Origin of the sequence: Paenibacillus oryzae (assembly GCF_001675045.1) — a bacterium.
Classification (GTDB): domain Bacteria; phylum Bacillota; class Bacilli; order Paenibacillales; family Paenibacillaceae; genus Pristimantibacillus; species Pristimantibacillus oryzae.
Map to the genome: position 1 here is coordinate 35,739 of NZ_LYPA01000045.1, position 20,269 is coordinate 56,007.

Below are 20,269 nucleotides of genomic sequence, written 5' to 3' on the forward strand. Positions count from 1 at the left end.
ATCATGTAGAAAAAAAGAGGCAATGCAGGATGCTGGACAAAGTGTAAGGCTTTGGGGCTCATTTTTCCTTAATTAAAATCAATTTTGCACAGTTGAGCACATACTCGCTGTCGTAAAGTTTACTCTGGACGGATTTCTTCCAAACATCCTGATCTAATAAGCTGGGCAATTTAACCCCATACCAAGTCTCAACATCCGTTCGTGAAACGTGATAGGACATTCCCGTAAAATTAAAGTTTATCACTTCCAGGTTTTCGATTAGTGCAAAGGCAGCTGTTGCATTGTAAATTAACGCTTGTGCAACTTCATTTTCACCGAGACTGCCTACCGTTTCTTTGTAGTTTACATCAACAGCCAATTCATCCGGGTACAGTTGAAAAGACATATCTACATGGTTTAACGGTAATGAATAAAACAGGTTGATAAAATTGGATGAATTGCCCATATAGTTGTTTTTGAAGCTTAATACATTATTAATATCATGGGTAAGCGGATTTTGCTGCTCCGCTTCATACTGCTTCTTTTTTTGTTCCATTTGCGGCAGGACAACACCTTGTATGACTCCGAATAAAGCAACCCCGAATATAAGCAAAACGACAATTATTTTATTCCTGGCTTTCATATTGCTCATTCACCTCATGTTTTTGAATTAGTTTCAAAGAAGTATTGAATAACAACGGAATGAGTATAGAAAGAACGGGTAGTGCATATTTAGTTGCTATTATGGCAAATTGGTATGGTCCCGTTATACTTATCGTCCTTGAAAACCATATATCGCTCCCGAATAGAATCGCGGTATTGCCAAGTACCGATACTAAAATAAACAAGCCCCAAATCAACCACGCCATTTTTCGATAACGCAGGACATTCTGAATGTTGAAAAAGGACGTTTTTTCCAAGTAGTGACTTTCCTTCTTTACATGTAAGGCCAGATATATAATCCCTATTGCAACAACAACTATCAGCAATAGGAAGTTGAGAAGCATTCCAATTCCCATAACGCTAAGCGGCATGCTGATGATCCACGCAATCAAAACATACAACAAAGCTGCTTGCATTAACTCAATCCGGAATTTGTTGATGTAGACCATTTTGTTCCCATCAATTAATATATCAACGCTATTGATGTTTTGGGTGGCTATTTGTACAGCTTGGGTATACTCCGTGCCATTGGCTGTGAGATCAGCAACTTTGGCTTCGAGATTACTTAGGATTTCATCTTTCAGCTCTCTTGTTTGTTTATTGTCTTTATGTCCCTTAAATAATTGGTCCACATATATTTGTAAATGATTCATACTGGTCCCTCCTGCCTATCAATTAACTGGTCGATTAGCATTTTAGCTATTCTCCAGCTTTCAGCATTACGATGAAAGGCTTCAATGCCCGCGTCCGTAATCCTGTAGTATTTCCGTCTGCCGCCTTGGCTTTCATCGCCCCAATAGGACTGAATCAGTTTATTGGATTCCAGCCTTTTTAAGCTTGTATATAAAGAGGGTTCCTTTAATTCGTATTTACCATTACTTTTTTTGAAAATGGTCTTAATGATTTCGTAGCCATAGTTATCGCCATCCAGCAGAACACGAAGGATGACGGTGTCGATATTGCCGCGAATCAATTCGCTGCTTATTGTATTTTCGATCATCACTTACTCTCCTTTCGCGAACATCGTATCAAATATTACTATGTGTGTCAATGTACTATTTGACAAGTAACAAAAACAACAAAGCCCCCGTATGCTCCAACAACTTTGCTTTAGTTCTGTATATGTTAAACTACTGATAAGGACATGCCCATCTACAATAGTGAATGCTCTAAAGCGGAATGCAGGCTTGGTATCCTGCCAAGCATAGTTAGAAAGGAGTCTCCATGAATAGCTTCCTCAAACCAATCATGAAATCATTAATAGCACCGGCAATTCCAGGCGGAATCATCACCATATTTATTTTTTATCTGGATTATTTCCAATTCGCTCTTGTTGAAAAATTTCTGCTGTTTGCGGCTTTCGTCATTGCGCCTCTTGTCATTTCACTTTTAAGCCATGACGAAGGGAATAAGCTGCAACGGATGGTTTTTGCTGCGATTAAGCTGTTCCAATTTCCCGCGGCGCTCCTTGCCTTGGCCTCTGTAGCCAGCAATAAGACGTGGGGGCTGGGCGACACCTACATACCAGGGGTTCTCTCCCTTGGATGGCTGCTGTTCACTTTGCTGCTTTGCATCTATGGAGTAACCATTATAGTCATTCACAAGGGAAAAATAGCGGAAATAGCCATTGGCGCGGGGCTCGTGTATTTTTTTATCGGGGGCGCTTGGTTCACCTTATATCAATATCAAGTTAACCTCTTCCAAGCTAATCCTGCGACGCATGCATTAAGCTCGGTTCACTTTCATTTTTCATCTGCCATCGTTCCCCTTTTTATTGGCATGCTGGGACGGATTATGGCCAAAAAAAGCTGGTATCCCTGGGTCGTTGCCATCGACATTATCGGGCCCATACTGATCGCTATCGGTATGATATTCTCCAAGCCAATTGAGTACATTGGAGTCACTTTGTTTGCCTGCAACATTGTGATTTACACTAGCTATCTGCTTACTTACTTGAGGAAAAACCCTTTGCACAAAAAAGCAGCCTTCTTTCTAGTTCTTTCTTGTCTGGCCTTCTACACGGTTGTTGTCCTTTCTATTTTCTATCCTTTGCTGAAAAAAACACTTTCCTTAACCATCCTTGATTTTATCCCGGTTTACGGAACACTGCATGCGTTTGGCTTTGTTTTATGTGGACTAATCGGGTGGGTGTATATAGCAGACTCTATTAAGAAAAACCGCTTGCCTTCAGGTTCAGTCAGGGAACCGATTGCATAGTTCTTTTGATCACTCCCATGATATCTATTTTTTAGTATAATAGCTAAATACAGCAATAAAACCAAAATGAGCCTGCCTTCAGCTTGCAAGGATTGTAACAACCTTTTTAAGGCGGGAAGAAGGAGAGTTGTTATGGAATATCATGTATCCGTACATGGGAATGATCATCAAAAAGGAACAGCAGATCAGCCTCTACGTACAATATCGCGCGCTGCGGCTTATGCCATGGCTGGTGATACGGTTATCGTTCATGCCGGAGTATACAGGGAATGGGTTAACCCGGCTAATGGAGGAACAGCGGAGCATAGAATCATTTATCGATCCGCAGGAGACGGAGAAGTTGTCATTACGGGTGCTGAACGAATTACCGACTGGAGGTCTGAAGGGGGTCAGGTCTGGAGCACAGAAGTCCCCAATTCCATTTTTTCCGTTCGTAATCCCTTTGAAGTAGAGATAAGTGGAGACTGGTTGTTTGACGGCCCCTTCCCGGTTCATCTCGGCGATGTATATTTGGATGGCAAATCATTGTATGAAGCCGCTAGCGTTGAAAGCGTTCACAAGCCCGAGGTTTGGCCCGAAGCCAAATATCCCAAGGACTCGCTGTTAAAATGGTATGCCGAGGTTGGTTCTACCACAACAAAAATTTGGGCTAATTTTGGCGGAAAAGACCCTCGTAACGAAAATGTAGAAATTAATGTCCGCCCCCATTGCTTCTGGCCTGAAAAACCAGGCTTGAACTATATAACGGTAAGCGGCTTCACCCTTCGTCAAGCCTCTCCTCAATGGGCGCCGCCTACAGATTACCAGGAAGGGTTGATCGGACCTCACTGGAGCAAGGGCTGGATTATTGAAAACAATATCATCAGTGAATCCAAAAACGTTGGCATCAGCCTGGGTACGGAAATCGGTACAGGTCACATCCATTCGTTGGAGAAGCGTAGTAAAGGCGGGACTCAACGCGAGCAGGAGGTTATTTTGCGGGCATTACGCTCCGGCTGGCATAAGGATACCGTCGGCAGTCACATTGTTCGAGGCAATGTGATTCATGACTGCGAGCAAGCAGGGATTGTCGGTCATATGGGAGCTGCTTTCAGCCGCATTTATCAGAACCGCATTTTCAACATTCACCATAAACGGCTCAGACATGGCGCCGAGGTAGCGGGGATTAAGCTGCATGCTTCTCTGGATACGCAAATTAATGAAAATGTAATCTATAGCTGTTACCGTGCCCTTTGGCTTGACTGGCAGGCACAGGGCACCCGCATCAGCCGCAATGCCTTTTTGGACAACCTTTCTGAAGACCTCTTTGTTGAGGTTTGCCATGGTCCCTATATGGTGGATCATAACTTGTTCCTCTCTCCGATGAACTTCAGAAATATGTCGCAGGGCGGGGCATTTGCCCATAATTTGTTTGCAGGCCGATTTGTCGTTCGTTCCGAGATCACCCGCATTACGCCGTATCACTTCCCTCACGAGACAGCAATGGCGGGATACTCCAATATCACTGGAGGCGACGACAGATACTACAACAATATCTTTTTGGGTGATCATGACGACAATAAGAAGCCTGTTCCAATTACCTTTTTTGAGCATCTTCCCCTTAAACCAAGAGAAGCGGTTGGAGAGGACGGGAAAACGGTCATGGATGGTGTTCCGGACAATTCCATTTGCTATCTGCATCCTGTGGGACTGGGCGGCTACGATAAACATCCTGATGTAAAGGATAAGAAATGGTGGGAATACACCAAAGAGGAGATTGCCCAGCTCGGCGATGCCGCGAAGGATTTCTTCATAGGAAATGCCGTTCTTCCGGTGGCTATGGGCGGGAATTTGTTTCTTAACAACGCGGTTCCAGGCAGTCATGAAGCCAATGCGAAGAGCTATGTGCAGAAGGGCATAAAAGTGGAGCTTAATGCTGCGCAAGGTAGTGTGAAGATTCAGGTCAATGAGCCGGAATTGCTTCAGGGAGCCTCTGCAATGCTGGTTACCACTGATCTGCTTGGAAAAACGTATCACGCCGATATGAAGTTTGAGGAGCCGGACAGCACGCCGTACCGTTTTGACTCCGACTTTTTCGGAACAAAAAGACCCGATGCCAATGTCACACCTGGTCCTTTTGAATTAACCGGAAATGGTACTGCTGCATTTGAAATTTAGTTTAATTGTGAGGGTCCAATCCTTTTAGGTGATTGGGTCCTTTTTGTGCGTAAAAACCGTAAAGCCTCTACTCAACTTCCCATTCACTCCAACCAGGAGCGATAAAATCTCTGCTTCTATAGAAGCTATAGGCTTTACTTATTGAGATGCTTGGTTAAGGGCATTTATAAATACCTCTGTTGGTTGTGCGCCGGATATCGCATACTTTCTGTCGATCACAAAGAAAGGTGCTCCTTTAATCCCTAATTGCTTTGCTGCAGCTTCATCTGAACGCACTTCGTTAGCATATTGGGATGGATCCTGGAGAACTGCCATTGACTCGTCCCTGTTCATTCCAACCGATTCAGCAATATCTGCTAAAGTTTCATGATCGCTAATTAGCTTGGCGTCCGTGTAATAAGAATAGAACAGCTTCTCTGCTAATTCCTTATCTTTACCAACAGATTTGGCAAATTGGGTTAAACGATGAGCATCAAACGTATTGGTGGGCTTCATTTGGTCGAAATTATACACTAGACCCATCTTAGCCGCTTGTTGTCCAAGCTCAGCATTTGCTTTTTTCGCTTGCTCGATACTCAAACCATGTTTCTCAGAGAGCATTTGATGCATATTTTTACCTTCGTATAGGGATGCATGCGGATTAAGTTCAAAGCTTTTATATTCAATAACCACTTCATTCTGTGGAGCGAATTGCTCCAATGCAGACTCTAATCGTCGTTTACCAATATAACAAAATGGACAAACATAATCCGACCATATCTCGATTTTCATTTTGAATGCTCCTTCACTTAACTATTAAAAATAATGGGCATTTTCCTGATTAATTGGTTGTCACGAGCGGCAGAGTACATCAATTTAGCAACATTTTCTCTTGAAACACCGAATTTAGCCGGTTTATCACCGAATGAATAATCATAAGATTGTCCTTTGTGCTTAACATTGGGATTAATAATTCGAACGACTGTCCAATCCAGATTCGATTCCTTAATTATGCCTTCCATTTTCTTCATTTCTGTATAACCGTTTGGAAGGAAAGCTTTGGCTAATATACCTGGAAGTATCGTGGACATGTTTTTCTTATCGTCATCTGATTGCAAAGCTGGTGTGGCGAGTGTAATTAGTCTCTTTTTGTCAAGCTTCCCCATAGCCCTAATAATCAGTTCGTGTCCGTCAGCAATCGGTGTGCCTTTAAGCTTTCTTGACATATTGGATGCTGGTCCCAATGTGCTGATTACTACATCTGATTCAGCAACGGCCTTCTCAATGGTTGAAGCATTCGAAAGTTCCCCTTGTACAAGGCTCAAATGTGGATGTTTGAGGCTGATTTTTTTGGGGTTTCTAACGTATGCCGTAACGAAATCTCCGTTATCTAGAGCTAATTGTGTTAGAAGCTGTCCAATTGCACCGCTTGCACCAAAAATGGTGATATTCATATTTTTCTCTTGTATCTCCTTCACAATAAATTATTCAAATCAGACTCTATCTTCAGTTATAAACTCTTCTACTCTGTCTCTTTTGGTGTACATGTCGTACCAAATATCAGCGATTTTATCCTGAACTCCTGAATTCGGCTGCATCCAAATTCCGATCGAAAGGTGACCCGCATAAATACCTTTGTCAGCTAATTCGCTGTTCAAATTAAAAATGTAATTACGAAGTCCTGAAATTGCAATTCCGACATTACCCATCATCGGTACTGGGTGGACTGAGGCGCCTCCAGTTGTAAATAACAGAGCGCCGCTTTGCTTATCCAACATATCCGGAAGTACTTGTTTAACACTCGATAAAGCACCTAAAACATTATATTGAAATTGGTATAACGCATTTTCTTCAGTTACATCTAATGTTGGCGCTACTGAGTCAAAGCTCGGCGTTGGACTGTACTCAAGAACATCAATAAATCCGTACTTCTCTTTAACAGCAGCAAATGCCTTCTCAATTTGTTCTTTGTTTAATATGTCCGCTTGAAATGAAGCGGCTTCGATTCCCAGTTGTTCTAATTCAATAACCAGTTGGTTCAATTTTTCTTCATTTCGTGCAATAAGCGCTACGCGAAAGCCATTTTGTCCGAATTTCCTTGCAATGGACATCCCTAATCCTGCTCCTGCTCCAACAATCGCTATCGTTTTCATCTAAAATCTCTCCTTTAGTTAGAGTTAATTATCAATCAGATAAATAATGGTCATTGTGTTGTATATTTATCTTTTGTTCATTATAATTAATGAAAGGTCGGCATTCAATGTTTAATAATTGTGGTTTTGAGAGATAAAATACAGTTTAAGCTCAAATGTCGTATATGTAGCAAAAAAATATAAGGGAATGAGCCATTATGAACAAAAAAACCGATTTGCGCATCCTTCGCTCCAAACATTCGATAAAAAAGGCATTTATACAACTTCTTAATGAAAAGGGATATGAAGGGATTACGATCCAAGATATTGCCGACAAAGCGATGATTAACCGGAATACTTTTTACCTTCATTATCAGAATAAGCCCGATTTGTTAAACGTAACTATGGACGAATTATTAGAAGAACTAAAGAGTACACTCACGCTTTGTTCGAGCAGCAAATCTCCTATAAGTGGATCTATGCTTGAACAACTAATGCAAACCATACTGGAGAAAATTAAGGGCAATATTCCCTTTTACCAAGCATTGTTACTTGATGAGAATAGAATTTATGGTTTTCAATCAAAAATGGAGGACATTATAAAAAATACAGTGGACGATGGCTTGGATGATATTCACCTGAAGATTTCAAAGGAATTATTACTTCAATATATCGCCTCTACTTTTATGGGCATTGTAATTTGGTGGGTTAAAAATGATTTTTCTTATACGCCAAAGGAACTCGCTTCTCAATTTGGAAAAATTCTAACTCATGGACACTTAAAAGCCGCAGGCATTGTCATCAATGATTAAAGCGATAAAATCCTACTTTTTCCAAATCCATGGGAGTTCCCACAAACTAGCCGTTACTTTCCATCAAGGAAAATAGATTGATTTGTACATCTTTATAAATTTGGTGAATGTGATTTCAAGCTAACCCATCGGCTTTAATGAAGTAGTTAAGCCAGGTTCGTGTTATAATGGTGTTTACCTGATAAACATTCATCATTTGCCGAGATGGCGATGATTAAGGAGATTGAACTTTGACGAACAACCATGATGTTGGAGCAGTGAACGAACTACCAGAAAACTTTGAAGAGCTCAAACGTGCGGCTAATCGGAAGGGAAGCTGGAGAGATAGACTGAATGCGGTGAACGAATTGGGAAACTGGGATACAGCCCCAACCATACAGTTGCTACATTATGCTTTGGCAAGTGATCCAGTGTTTCAAGTGCGAGAAGCCGCATATCTCAAGCTCAAGCAGTTGGGTGAAGCTGTACAAATGCCTGCCAAAACCAAAGGCGAGCTATTTAAAGGCCTTAACAAAATTTTGCTGCGGATTAAAAAAAGCCTGCCTGAAGGTCACACCTTTGAGCAGTTTAAGGAAAAACTGCAAAAGACACGGCTGGATATTTATGATACTTACGAGGGTGACAAAGATGCTGAGTTCGACTCCTGGCTCCGTGGCATTTGGGAGGCATTAGGTGGAAAATAGCCGTTGTTAAAGCTACAATGTATTCTTTGCACATTCTCCATCGGGCTGGATTAACATTGTAGCTTTAGCTTGGCCCTTTGCTTTATCCACGATTGCTAGTCCCAGTGATTAGTCGCTACACGAAAAAGGTAGGGTTTAGGGTTCAAGACCTGTGTACGTACAGATAGAGAGGATAAAGACGTGAAGCTCTTCATTATTGTGTCTTGATACAAATCTTCCCCATCCCATGGGTCCCCGTTAATTTGCGGCAGTAATTCCAAAGCTCACCTTGAAAAGAATTTGATGTCAACAATTTTGCCTCTTTCTACAAAGCCAATGTTTTGGTATACCTTATTCGAATCTGGGTTCTTCAAATCAGCATACAACATTGGTTCTAATTTTTCAGATTCGAGGAACAAACATAATTCAGCTACAATTGCACTAGCATAACCTTTCTTACGGAAGACGGGCGGAGTATATACTGCATTGATTCTAGCATGTCTTGGAGAACGATGTGCAATGTTAGCCATTGAAACAGGCTGATCGTCTACATACCAAAGAAATAAATTTCCTGTCCCAATGAGCCCCTCTGCCGCTGGAATTTGACTTGCCGGATCAACCATAACTCCATACGCACCATCTGAGAATCCAGCCAAGAATTTCGCAACTGTCTCCACATTTTGTCTCGTAGCTCGATGCAGCTCCCCATTTACATGTATTGGTTTCCTTACCTCTGAGCAAGAATAAGCTTCCATGGTCATATGAGGAAAATATTGAAGATTATTAGCCTCGGAATACACCTGTGCAAAGGATTCTACTATTATAGGGTCACCAGTTACACCAGGTAATGTAGATCCTTTTAAAATTTCCAGAAGCTCTAGAAGTAGATTATTCTTTTTATCATATGCAAGTTCTTTCGAAATCCACAACCAACCGTTTTGACCTTCTGACTGGGCAAAAACCATTGTTCCGTCGGTTGTCTTTAGGCAATTAGAACTCTTTGACTCACAAATTCGGTGAATGAGATTGTACTGAACTTCATCATTAATAAACATATTCTGACCAAGCACTCGATCGTTTACATCAAATTTTTGCAGCATCCCAATTCCTCCTAGGTTAGTTTGAAAACACAAAAAACCCCGTCCCATAAGGGACGGAGTCCACTCCGCGTTACCACCCTGATTAACGTTTACAAAAAACGTCCTCTTAGCCATCGTCCAACAACGATGCTTCTTTGTAACGGTAGAATCCCGGGCCCGTCTACTTTTATTTCGGGGGCCTGCTCAGAGGTGATTATTTTGATTCGAATGTCCGCTGCCTCGCACCAACCGGCAGTTCTCTGAACGGCATTTTCCGGATCTACTTATCCTCTTCTTTGCATTTGAAAGCAATGTAATTAGATTCACTATATTATCAAGAGAATATTCTGTCAATACAGGAAATCTAAATCGATCTCCCACCCCCTATCCAATTCTATGACAGTTCATTTACTATGTTTTCCAACAGTATTTTTTCGCCGTCACTTATGTTACGGTTCTCCGCGCTGTCTGTAATGGCAAAAAGTTTAAGGTCTGACACAAGGTTTTGTGATAATTATCTACCGCCACTAACGGTGATGGTCTCCCCCAACATATAATTCGCCGCAGCCGAAGCAAGAAAACAGATCACTTCCGCTATTTCCATGGGGGTTGCCGCCCGCTGAAGAGGGACGGACGCAATCAGCCTTTCGAGACGATGTTCTTTTGGAGCAAACTTTTCATGAAATGGTGTATCCACCATTCCGGGAGCTACACCGTTTACTATAATGCCATGTTCAATAAGCTCTCTCGACATACCGACGGTTAACGTATTTACGGCCCCCTTCGCAGAGGCATAGTGAATACTTTCGCCCGCGCCCCCAAGGCGGGCCGCAGCCGAAGATAGATTAATAATTTTACCTGATTTTCTCGGGATCATATATTTTAAAACCGCCTGAGAACAGAGAAGAATGCTTTTTACATTTAAAGCATAAGTCTCGTCCCACAATTGTTCCGTTATTTCCATAAATGAGCTCTTCTTGACACCCCCTCCAGCGTTATTAATTAATACATCCACAACCCCATACATGGATATAACCTCTTGCACCATCGCCTCGACTTCATCTTTCTTAGTAATATCGGCCTGAACGATATGACCATCGCCCCCCGCTTCTTGAATCATCGTTAGCGCTTCGGTAGCACCTTGTATATGATTTCGATAATGTATAACAACCTTTGCTCCCCTTGCTGCCATCAATTCAGCCGTCGCCCGTCCGATTCCCGAACTCGCCCCTGTAATTAGAACGACCTTCCCGAAAAAACTTTGCATACCGACGCCCTCCCTTTACCCCAGAATGCATAATTTGCAATGACCACCTGAAGCTTGCCGCTACTTGTGATAGGGTTCACCATAGCATCTATAGAGTGAAATCGAAGGAACCCAATTAGATTCCTATAGCCCGAAAACTCCTCTAACTATCGTCCGTCCCCTCCCAAAACGAACCGAGCAGTCCTTTTTCGTAGCCTTTGGCGACGGCGCCGATTCGCGTCTTTACACCTAGCTTCTGGTTGATGGACGTGATGTGATACTCAACCGTTCGCTGGCTGATGGACAGCTCGGCTGCGATTTCCTTGTTCGTCTTTTCCTCCGCGACTCTTCGCAGCACGTTTCGCTCCATGTGCGTAAGCTTCTCCAGATCGGCACGCCATATGTTCTCCGCGACAAGCGCATGGCCCAGCATGCTCTGCTTGATCGCGTTAATGATTTGCGGATAGGGGCTTTGCTTGGACAGGTAAGCATGGACACCGATTTCGTACGCTTTCTTATAGAACTCCTCGTACATGTAACCGGACAGCACAATAATTTTTAGCGTATGGCCGTACTTCTCCTTCAGCCTCTGACCGAGCTCGAACCCGTTCATCTGCGGCATCGCGATGTCCATGACAAGCACATCCGGTTGGCAACGCTCGATTCCCTCTATCAGTTCTACCGGATTGCTGAACGTACGAGGCACCTCGATATCCGACTCCTGCTCCAGCCGTCTCTTCAGCCCTTCGAGCACGAGGGGATGGTCGTCGAGCAGGACGACTCTAATTTTGGACTGCATTGGTTAGCTCCTCCCTATCGAGTGGCAGCATAAGATGAACAGATGTGCCCTTCCCTGGTATCGAATGAATGTCCGTCTCCCCGCCAAGCTGCCGGATTTGATTGTAAAGGGAATGGAAACCAAAGTGCCTCTCCCCTGCTGCAGACGGGGCCATCACGGTCGCAACGTCGAAGCCGCGCCCATTATCCCGAACGCCGCAATACAAATAGCGTCCGTCTCGCCACAGATGAATCGTTAATCGAGTGGCTCCGGCATGCTTGAAGACGTTGTTCACCAGTTCACGAATCGCCCGGAACAAGTTCGATTTAATAAGCTCATTCCGGGGCTCGTGCGGCTCCAACTCATAGACCAGCTCGGCTTCGACCCCGTCCTGCGACCTTTGCTTCATACTGCGGATCAGCCACTCGACGGCCAATCGCAAGTCCCCGTGATCGATAATCGGCGGATGAAGATCGTCGCAGAGGGCGCGAATGTCGCTCTGGGATTCGTAGATGCTTTTTAGCCACAGTGCGACTCGCTCCTTGTCCGGCTTTCCGGTATCATAAAGCTCTTCCAGATCGCGCGATACAAAGATCAGGTTCTGAAGCAGCCGGTCATGCAGGAAATGCGAGGTGCGAATCCGTTCCGCCTCCTGGGATTCGAGCAGCGACCTGTCTAGCGGAGCGACACGCTGCCCGGAAGCGGCTTGGTACATGAATCTCACAACCAACTCGGCAGCCTCACGTAGCAGCTCCTCGACCTCCTTTTCCGAGAATGCTGAAGAGTCGTTCCTTATCCCTATATAGCCAAGCGTTACGCCACTGCCTGATGGACTTCTCAGCTCGATCAACCGGTTCAACCCAATAGAAGTGAGCCAGCTCATCACTTCCTCCGGCCTCCGATAATCTGGTTCAAGCGGCTCCCCCTCGATCCCCTTGTAGGATCCCGTGCCTTTAACGATTGTAACCGGACTATCCTTCCAGAGTAGGCAGACATCCTGAATGCCTATCCGCTTGCTCACAATCTCGGTCAGGAGCGCCAGAAGCTCGCGGGTCGCTTGCCTGGATTCCAAATCTGCGGATAGCGCACGCTTTTGCCGATCCAACTTTTCTCCCTGTACGACCGTCTTCCTCCGATAACGCAGCAGCCCTTTTTGATATAGGAGCGTGAGCGCAATAAATACGATAAACAGGACATAAAGCTGTAGCTGCACGCCCCCGGCTGATAGCACAAGCAGCATAAATGTAGCCGTAAAGTACAGCACATGCACGACGAGTCGAGGGAAATGAAGTCGCATATCGAGCATACTCCGCTTTACGAGAATAAAAGTAAAGATGAGAGAGAACGGGACAAAACCAATGAGCGCATACTTCAACGGCAAAATAAAAGGCTCCTGGAACAGGACGGGTATCGCGTAGAGAAAGGTGTATGGTAGCAGGCTGAGAAGCAGTCCGGCGAAGAGCATGAGCAGTTGATTGCGTTCGACCCGGTCGAACAGCCTCCAGCTTCGGAAGGTGACGCCCGCTAGCAGTAGAGTCGTTCCGAGCAGCGCCCAATTGAGCACGTCTGAGATCCACTTGAAGACCTCGATCTCCGCGACAACAAAGTAAGTCATCACAAGCGTAAACGTGAAGGTACCGAGCAAAAAGACGCTCTTCAGCTTCTGAAGACGGAAGACGGAGGCGCGATAAATAAACTGCAAATAGAAGGATAACAGTAAATACGGAAGCCATATGGAGCAATAGGTCAACAGTAGCTGTGACAGACTGCCCTCCGGCGAGTAAATGCTGAGAATAACAAGCGCAAGCAAGTAGTTTAAGTTGAAGAAGGAACGAATGACCGCCGATTCCGGCTGTCTCAGAAGCGCGTAGACAGCAAGTCCGAGCAGCAGCGCCTCCATCGTTAGCGATAGAATGAAAGCTGAAAAGAGTCGGTTCGCCGGATGATAATTATTGATAAGCCCCTCCGCATGTCGCGCTACCGATAAATAGTCGGCTTGGCGTAGTCGGTAGAACTCCCCTTCGCGGGTCAGCTTCGCATCCGGATCCAGCATGACGACTCGATCGCCGGGCTGAAGACGCCAATCCGTGGCTAAGCCGCCCTCGTCCACGGCTTCAATCCGCCAACCGCTTCCCGGTAACGGCTTTAGGACAAGGCCGATATACGGGGATTTGAGGGCTTGAATATGAATATACGCGGCTAACAGTATGAAGAAAACGAGAGACATATAGAGACGCCGCCCATATTTATGCAGGGTAGCCAGATGGGACACTGTAGTCATCGCGATCGATCCTCCGGTCCAAGTATAGCATTATTCTACCAAATACGGATAACAGCCATGCCAGAGTGGCATGGCCGGGCATTATGCGATTGAGAGGCTCCTTACGGGTAACGATGTATCATAGCGGCCGCTTCTTGTCGCAGCATCGGCTGCTTTGAACGATAATCGAACGCCCCGTCCGCATCGGGGGTGACCTCCGGGCCATAGTAGCCGCTCGCCACAATATGTTGAACTCCGTCAAGCGCCCAAGCGTCGGTTTGCCCTTTTAATTGGACTTCAGCAGACGGCATGATGCCCAGTCCAAGCTGTAACAACCGGGAAAGAATAACGGCTGCCTCCTCCCGAGTAATTGAGCGATTCGGCTCGAAGGTTCCATTTGGCATGCCGGTGACGACGAAGCCCTCGAGAGCGGTTTGAATCTCCGCCGCATACGGGCTGTTCATGGTATCCTTGAACATAATCGGCTCCTCGGACAACTTGATGCCGAAGGTCGGAATGAGCCACCCAATGAACTGGGCTCTCGTAATCGACTGCTCCGGATTGAAGTTCAGCGGATCTTCCCGCTCCAGCAATCCCTGCTGCCGCAAATATCGGATATCCTTTGCATAAGGCGAATCTAGCGGCACATCGGCATACAGCTTCACGTCCGGCAGCCGCTCCGACCAACTGTCAGCTTTGTTGTACTCGAAATAGGCGATGCGACCCTTATCGTCTTTCTTGAACGCGGCTAGTCGGCCTGTGTCGTCTATGAATAATAGATCCTTGAGTTGCTTCAGTTCATGCACGCCGTACGCGTCGGTCACGAGCAATCCCCCATTGGTCGCTTCAACCTCGTAATGCCATGCCGGCAGGCGTAGATCGCTGTAGGTACCCTCCAAGTATTGGAGCTCGCTCTTAAGCGTGTTCATATAAGAAGGTGGAGACGTAATAGGTTTGGGGAAGTAATGATCCATGAAGCTTTGAAACAGCAAGCTTCTAATCTTGCGGGCGTCCTTTGCGCTGTTGAGCGCGATAAACAAACCCGTCTTCTGCTTCGGAAGCAGCCACTGCTGAGACTGGAAGCCGGATCCCGCTCCGCTCTTGTCTATAACGAATTGTCCGTTATTGAAGTTGGGGAAGCTCGACTCGAAACCATAGCCGACGCCCGGGATATCTGGATGAATCGACACACTGTACTGCTCCATCGCCTGCATGGTCTTCTCTTGCAGAACCGCCTGGTTATCTAGCTTGCCTCCGTTTAACTCAGCGAGCATAAACCGCGCCATATCCCCGCTAGTCGACATCAAGCCCCCGTCCGGGGAATTGTACGGATAAGTCGTATACTGCGCGATCGGCTCGCCGGAAGCGTCATAAGGCGTAGCCAGCTTGGCGGCCAATTCCGACGTATACACGAACCGGCTATTGTCCATACCGAGCGGTTTAAAAATATGCTTCTGGATATAATCCTCGAATTTCTGTCCGGAAACGCATTCAACGAGATACCCAAGCAAATTGTAGCCGTAATTGTCATAACGGAACGCCTCTCCCGGCTTGCGGATTACGGTCGGCATGTGGTCCGCCACGAAGGTATCCAGCCTGTAGACCGGACCGTCCGGGTCGCCCTCATCCTCCGGTATGTCGGTAAAGTCAAAGCCGCTCGTGTGCGTCATCAGATCTCTAGCGGTCAGCGGCGAGCCTGTTCGATTGGCGATCTTCATGCCCTTTAGGTAGCCGTTCACATCGAGATCCAGATCCAGCTTCCCCTGCTCGGCCAACTGCATGACCGCCATCGCAGTGAACGTCTTGGAGATCGATGCCAGTCGGAATAACGTATGGCTCTGGTCTATCGGTTCCTTGGTCTCCACGTTCGCATAGCCATAGCCTTTGTTCAGCAGCACCTTGCCGTCATTCACTATGACAACCGATGCTCCCGCCAGCGCAGCCCTCACTTCCGGACGCGCGAAGAAGCTATCCATAAAAGCAGCGACCTCTTGAGGGTCGGACGGCCCTAGCGCGGCTGTGGATGCGGAAGCCCCAACCGATTGGGCTGAAGCGACGTTTGGTTTTACGACATACAGGACTGGGGTGAACAGGCCTAGCGAAAAAATCAATGCGGACGTAAGCAGCGTTCTTGGGACGTTCATGATCTTGAAAGTCATTTGCGGTCTCCTTTGTGATCGGCTTGATCTAACTTCCTACTTATAAGTCAAGCATACCAAATGACCGTAATCCGCGAATCCGTATAGAAGGGCCAAATTGGGACGTATACCCGCCATCTTTTTTGCGGGATCGCGCAATATGCCGATTAAATATCCCCGTATATGAAAGATGTAAAAATTCCCGTTGCATTCTATCTGAGAACCGAAAACGCCCAGCAAGATCATATTTCGCCCTACTTGTGATAAGGCTCCCCCCGATTTATCTTCACAGCCCGATAAATCTGCTCCACTAGCACCAGCCGCATTAGCTGGTGCGGCAAGGTCATGCGCCCAAAGCTGAGCTTCTGTTGGGCGCGCTGCAGGACGGCGGGAGAGAGACCCGTGCTCCCGCCAATAACAAAAGCCACGTGGCTCCGCCCATACGTGGCCAGCTTGTCGAGCTGTCCAGCGAGGTCTTCGCTGGACCACAGCTCTCCCCCGATCGCGAGCGCGACAACGTGGGCATCCGGCTTCAGCTGCGCCAGAAGCCGCTCCCCCTCGCGCTCGCGAACCTGCGCTTCCTCCGCCGGACTCATCGTCTCCGGCGCTTTTTCATCTGGGACCTCTGTGAGTGTCAATTTCACATACGGTCCCAGCCTTTTGGCATATTCGGCTATGCCTTGAACCAAATATTTTTCCTTCAGCTTCCCCACTGCCGCAATCTGTATATGCATTCGCGCACTCCCTTATTTCATTCTTAGTCCTATTCAAGCCATCCGTTGCGCTTCATTCCACTTTCCACCCAGCATATCAAAAGCATCACGATACACGCAATGATCTCCAAAAAAAGAAAAGCGCCCTGCCACAAAAGGCAAAAGCGCTCCTCTCCTTATATAACTGGCGTTTGCTCCCGTTCTCAAACGACCAGAAACGCAGCAGGCTCTTCGCAAAAATCGCATTTGCGCGGCGGGTCCCAATTGGCGAATTGGGTTTCCTCCAGGTTGACGACATCCGGCGCATCCTCATATTCGTCAACAAAACGCTCCAAGGCCTGTTCAATGCAAGGTTTGCATACACAATACATATACTCATTCGCTTTCTGTTCTGGTGTAGTGTCCTATTTGCTATTGTAACAGATTGCCCCGATTTCGCCCAATATTCATTCCACATATTTTACACCCGCCAGCTTGCCTTAAGCTCTGTAAAGGCGAGGATAAATGCTCATGGGAGAGGATTAAAGAGGGTTGAAGACACGCCTAACCTACTCTTCTTCCTCCGGACGATCCGTAAGCTTCACCTTAACCGTCTCCAGCTTGCCGTCCCGGTAGTAGGAAACGACAACAGGATCTCCGATGTTCTTCTGATTATAGAGGTATTTGCGAAGCTCCTTGGTGCTGCCCACGCTTTGATCATCCAGCTTGACAATAACATCGTTGAATTGCAGCCCCGCATCCAGAGCCGGACCCACCGCCTCAAGCACGATGATACCCGAAAACACCTCATCCGGCAGCTTCAGCTTAGGCGTTTCTCCGTCGGTATTGGTTTCAGCCTTGCCGCCGGAATCGTCTTTACCGCCGCCATTTTCCGCATTCTCGCCCTCCAGCATGCCCTGCCACTTCTCCTGCTCCCAATATTGGGACAGATCCATCGTGTAGACGCCGAGGTAGGGACGCGAAACATATCCTTTTTGAATCAGCTCATTAACAACGGTCATCGCATTGTTGATGGGAATGGCATAACCAATACTCTCCACGCCAAAATCGGCGATTTTCATACTATTAATACCCACGACGCGGCCATTCAGGTCGATCAGCGGTCCGCCGCTGTTGCCTTGATTAATCGCGGCATCCACGCGAATAACCTCCTGCTCCCAGTCGATCACGCCGTTTTGGTTCAAGGATACCGGAATAATCTCATGAATGACGCTGACAATGCCCATAGTGATGGACTCGCCCATGCCTAGCGGGTTGCCAATCGCCATAACGAATTCAGCCGCGCGCAGCCCGGAGGAATCTCCGATTTCGGCCACCGTATCGATGCCTTTGCCGTCGATCTCCAGAACGGCCAGGTCCGTAATTTGATCCACGCCCACAATGCGCGCTTCCCGAATTTCGCCCGTTGTCAGCACCGCTTTTACCTTTTGCGCATCCGACACGACATGGTAATTGGTTACAATATACGCCTTACCGTCTTTTTTCTCTATAATAACGCCGGAGCCGACGCCCGCCTCGCGAAGCACGCCTTCTCCCTCTTCGCCGTCCTTCAGCACTCCTCCGCCCAGTCCAAGCGAAAAGGCTTGTTCATTGATAATACTAACGACCGCAGGACGCACCTTGGCCGTAGCTTGAACCGTTCTCTCCGACGGGTCCATTCCCTGAAGAATGCTGCCGGAGGTCGTACCGCTGGACGAGCCGCCTTTTCCAGGACCGCCTAAAACGCCCACGAACAATCCGAACAGCAGCGCAACTGCCAATGCGCTTGTAAAAGAGGACACAAAGGCGATCCGCAAGGTCGACCAGTTGCGCTCGCGGCTTTTGAACGGAAAACCATTTTCCTCGCGACGGCTAACCCTCGTTGTGCGCCTTGACACCTTGGTTGAATAGAAATTGTCGTCGAATATGCTCATCGGACTGCCTCCTCTCCGGACTCACGGGCAATGTTTTTGCAAGCTTTCGCTGCAATCTAGGAATAATTTCGGAAGATTGGACTAAAATAATAATAGATTAAGTGACGCTGCTTCACATTTTTTTAAAATCAGCCAAGGAGGCTATCCCATGACTAATCCCGATATGTCCGCCTGGGAGCAGGTGCAAATCGTTGCCCGGCTGTCCGATCTCAAGGAGGATCACTACCGCGCGCTGCTGACGCTTAGCGCCATGATGGAGCTTCTGATCGAAAAAGGACTGCTGACCCGCCAGGAGCTGGATGAGAAAGCCCGCCAGCTGGATTCCGAGCTGGAGACACTTATTTCAACCGAACTTCATCCCATGGCGTAGGCCGATCATAATACGTCATGCGGAGCGGAAATTCCTCTTTTTTATAAAATATTCCGTGGTTCTCCAATATAGAATTAACGGTAAGTAAAGCCAGGTCCATCTGATTGTGATCCAGACTGAGATGCGCCAGATAGATGCGTTTCGTCCGGTCCGTCATCAGCTCCACCAGCGCTTCTCCGGCCGCTTCATTGGACAAGTGTCCGATATCGCTCAGGATTCGCCGCTTGATATTCCAGGGATACCGTCCCATGCGCAGCATCTCGGTATCATGATTGGATTCCAGCACCAGCACATCGGAGTCGATGATTTGTCGCTTCACCTTTTCGCTGACATAACCCAAATCCGTTGCCAGACTAAGCTTTTCGCCATTTTCCTGAAAGCAATACCCTACCGGCTCCGCAGCATCATGCGAAATTGGATAGGACTGCACTGTCATCTCACCAAATTCGAGGCATTCCCCCGTCTCCATAATGACGCGTTTTTCGGGCGCAATTGTACCGATGTGGCGCTCCATCGCTCCCCACGTCGCCTCATTGGCGAATACGGGCAGCTCATATTTACGGGCAAAAGCACCCAGCCCCTTGATATGATCGGAATGCTCGTGCGTCACCACAAGCCCGTCCAGCTCATGCCCGGAAACTCCGCGCTCCTTCATCATTTCATCCATTTTTTTGGCGCTAAGTCCAGCATCCACCAATACCATCTTGCTGCTCCCCTTGACGATAGTGGCGTTCCCCGTCGAACCGCTTGCCAATACTGTAAATCGAAGTCCCAACTGCTCCAGTCCCTTCTCCCCGAACACTAACCCCATGTCATGCGTTGTTTTTATGAATGAACCTCGGACTCGCCTAAGAGCCAGTCTCTACTTCACGTGATAAGGATGCGGCAAGAGAAATCCTCACGCAACCAACAAGGAAGGCTTGTTAGATGTTCCACTCAAAATACCATTCCCGTGCACAGCCATGAATACAGCTTGTATGAACTATCGTACAAAAATAAAGATTCTTTTGGCTGAATGGGTGATTTTGTACGTTGAATCGCACAAAAATAGAGATTCTTTTAGCCGAGTGAGTGATTTTGTACGTTGAATCGTACAAAAATGAAGAATTTTTTGCCCGAATGGGCAATTTTGTACGATTGATCGTACAAAACTATCCAAATCACATTCAAA

At 46.8% G+C, this 20,269-nt stretch carries 20 protein-coding genes and 1 other annotated feature; of the genes, 5 read left to right on the forward strand and 15 right to left on the reverse strand.

Annotated elements, in window-relative coordinates:
- Nucleotides 1–58: 58 nt before the first annotated feature.
- From A7K91_RS08050 to A7K91_RS08060, 3 genes are read right to left on the reverse strand one after another with little or no spacing between them, the layout of a single operon-like run.
- Nucleotides 59–622 carry a DUF4825 domain-containing protein gene (locus A7K91_RS08050; RefSeq protein ID WP_068681478.1) on the reverse strand — a complete coding sequence of 188 codons (564 nt, stop codon included), beginning with the start codon at nucleotides 620–622 and terminating at the stop codon, nucleotides 59–61.
- Entirely contained in the window at nucleotides 606–1,295 is a 690-nt protein-coding gene (locus A7K91_RS08055) for a hypothetical protein (RefSeq protein ID WP_068681481.1), read from the reverse strand. The genes A7K91_RS08050 and A7K91_RS08055 overlap by 17 nt, the downstream gene beginning before the upstream one ends.
- Nucleotides 1,292–1,642, reverse strand: a complete 351-nt coding sequence (locus A7K91_RS08060) for a PadR family transcriptional regulator (protein ID WP_068681483.1) — start codon at nucleotides 1,640–1,642, stop codon at nucleotides 1,292–1,294. Before A7K91_RS08060 ends, A7K91_RS08055 begins: the two co-directional genes overlap by 4 nt.
- A gap of 224 nt (nucleotides 1,643–1,866) precedes the next feature.
- Here A7K91_RS08060 and A7K91_RS08065 point away from each other — a divergent pair, with 224 nt between their 5' ends.
- Nucleotides 1,867–2,859: a YndJ family transporter gene (locus A7K91_RS08065; protein ID WP_068681484.1), complete on the forward strand. Its 993-nt coding sequence runs from the start codon at nucleotides 1,867–1,869 to the stop codon at nucleotides 2,857–2,859.
- Between the two features lie 132 nt (nucleotides 2,860–2,991).
- Nucleotides 2,992–5,016, forward strand: coding sequence for a right-handed parallel beta-helix repeat-containing protein (locus A7K91_RS08070; RefSeq protein ID WP_068681486.1), 2,025 nt, complete (start codon nucleotides 2,992–2,994; stop codon nucleotides 5,014–5,016).
- A 138-nt stretch (nucleotides 5,017–5,154) separates the two neighbouring features.
- On the opposite strand, the gene A7K91_RS08075 is transcribed toward A7K91_RS08070, so the two are convergent.
- Genes A7K91_RS08075 through A7K91_RS08085 form a run of 3 tightly spaced genes read right to left on the reverse strand, consistent with a single transcriptional unit; the run spans nucleotide 5,155 to nucleotide 7,148 of the window.
- A complete protein-coding gene (locus A7K91_RS08075) occupies nucleotides 5,155–5,787 on the reverse strand; it encodes a DsbA family oxidoreductase (protein WP_068681488.1) in 633 nt (210 codons plus the stop codon).
- Between the two features lie 17 nt (nucleotides 5,788–5,804).
- A complete protein-coding gene (locus A7K91_RS08080) occupies nucleotides 5,805–6,449 on the reverse strand; it encodes an NAD(P)-dependent oxidoreductase (protein WP_068681490.1) in 645 nt (214 codons plus the stop codon).
- 39 nt (nucleotides 6,450–6,488) lie between these two features.
- Complete coding sequence (locus A7K91_RS08085; RefSeq protein ID WP_068681492.1) at nucleotides 6,489–7,148, reverse strand: SDR family NAD(P)-dependent oxidoreductase; 660 nt, start codon at nucleotides 7,146–7,148, stop codon at nucleotides 6,489–6,491.
- Nucleotides 7,149–7,345: 197 nt separating this feature from the next.
- On the opposite strand from A7K91_RS08085, the gene A7K91_RS08090 reads away from it, so the two are divergent.
- A complete protein-coding gene (locus A7K91_RS08090) occupies nucleotides 7,346–7,939 on the forward strand; it encodes a TetR/AcrR family transcriptional regulator (protein WP_068681494.1) in 594 nt (197 codons plus the stop codon).
- Between the two features lie 230 nt (nucleotides 7,940–8,169).
- The gene (locus A7K91_RS08095) at nucleotides 8,170–8,622 is read left to right on the forward strand and encodes a HEAT repeat domain-containing protein (protein ID WP_068681496.1); all 453 of its coding nucleotides are present in this window, start codon (nucleotides 8,170–8,172) and stop codon (nucleotides 8,620–8,622) included.
- 263 nt (nucleotides 8,623–8,885) lie between these two features.
- On the opposite strand, the gene A7K91_RS08100 is transcribed toward A7K91_RS08095, so the two are convergent.
- The 8 genes from A7K91_RS08100 to A7K91_RS08135 all read right to left on the reverse strand — a co-directional run bounded on the left by A7K91_RS08100 (nucleotide 8,886) and on the right by A7K91_RS08135 (nucleotide 18,728).
- On the reverse strand, nucleotides 8,886–9,701 hold the full coding sequence (locus A7K91_RS08100) for a GNAT family N-acetyltransferase (RefSeq protein ID WP_068681498.1): 816 nt from the start codon (nucleotides 9,699–9,701) through the stop codon (nucleotides 8,886–8,888).
- A gap of 46 nt (nucleotides 9,702–9,747) precedes the next feature.
- Nucleotides 9,748–9,986 (reverse strand) — a binding site (T-box leader).
- Nucleotides 9,987–10,194: 208 nt separating this feature from the next.
- The gene (locus A7K91_RS08105; RefSeq protein WP_068681500.1) at nucleotides 10,195–10,947 is read right to left on the reverse strand and encodes an SDR family NAD(P)-dependent oxidoreductase; all 753 of its coding nucleotides are present in this window, start codon (nucleotides 10,945–10,947) and stop codon (nucleotides 10,195–10,197) included.
- A 142-nt stretch (nucleotides 10,948–11,089) separates the two neighbouring features.
- On the reverse strand, nucleotides 11,090–11,725 hold the full coding sequence (locus tag A7K91_RS08110) for a response regulator transcription factor (RefSeq protein ID WP_068681502.1): 636 nt from the start codon (nucleotides 11,723–11,725) through the stop codon (nucleotides 11,090–11,092).
- A complete protein-coding gene (locus A7K91_RS08115; protein ID WP_082967303.1) occupies nucleotides 11,709–13,985 on the reverse strand; it encodes a sensor histidine kinase in 2,277 nt (758 codons plus the stop codon). Before A7K91_RS08115 ends, A7K91_RS08110 begins: the two co-directional genes overlap by 17 nt.
- Before the next feature lie 101 nt (nucleotides 13,986–14,086).
- The gene (locus tag A7K91_RS08120; RefSeq protein WP_068681505.1) at nucleotides 14,087–16,123 is read right to left on the reverse strand and encodes a serine hydrolase domain-containing protein; all 2,037 of its coding nucleotides are present in this window, start codon (nucleotides 16,121–16,123) and stop codon (nucleotides 14,087–14,089) included.
- 233 nt (nucleotides 16,124–16,356) lie between these two features.
- A complete protein-coding gene (gene rlmH / locus A7K91_RS08125; protein WP_068681507.1) occupies nucleotides 16,357–16,836 on the reverse strand; it encodes a 23S rRNA (pseudouridine(1915)-N(3))-methyltransferase RlmH in 480 nt (159 codons plus the stop codon).
- Between the two features lie 182 nt (nucleotides 16,837–17,018).
- Complete coding sequence (locus tag A7K91_RS08130) at nucleotides 17,019–17,186, reverse strand: CxxH/CxxC protein (protein ID WP_068681509.1); 168 nt, start codon at nucleotides 17,184–17,186, stop codon at nucleotides 17,019–17,021.
- A 177-nt stretch (nucleotides 17,187–17,363) separates the two neighbouring features.
- Complete coding sequence (locus A7K91_RS08135; RefSeq protein ID WP_068681511.1) at nucleotides 17,364–18,728, reverse strand: S1C family serine protease; 1,365 nt, start codon at nucleotides 18,726–18,728, stop codon at nucleotides 17,364–17,366.
- Nucleotides 18,729–18,876: 148 nt separating this feature from the next.
- Between A7K91_RS08135 and A7K91_RS08140 the strand changes: the two genes are divergently transcribed.
- On the forward strand, nucleotides 18,877–19,098 hold the full coding sequence (locus tag A7K91_RS08140) for a hypothetical protein (protein ID WP_068681513.1): 222 nt from the start codon (nucleotides 18,877–18,879) through the stop codon (nucleotides 19,096–19,098).
- Here A7K91_RS08140 and A7K91_RS08145 read toward each other — a convergent pair.
- Nucleotides 19,067–19,873 (reverse strand): MBL fold metallo-hydrolase, encoded by an 807-nt coding sequence (locus A7K91_RS08145; protein ID WP_068681515.1) that lies wholly within the window; start codon nucleotides 19,871–19,873, stop codon nucleotides 19,067–19,069. The genes A7K91_RS08140 and A7K91_RS08145 overlap by 32 nt on opposite strands.
- Nucleotides 19,874–20,269 lie beyond the last annotated feature (396 nt).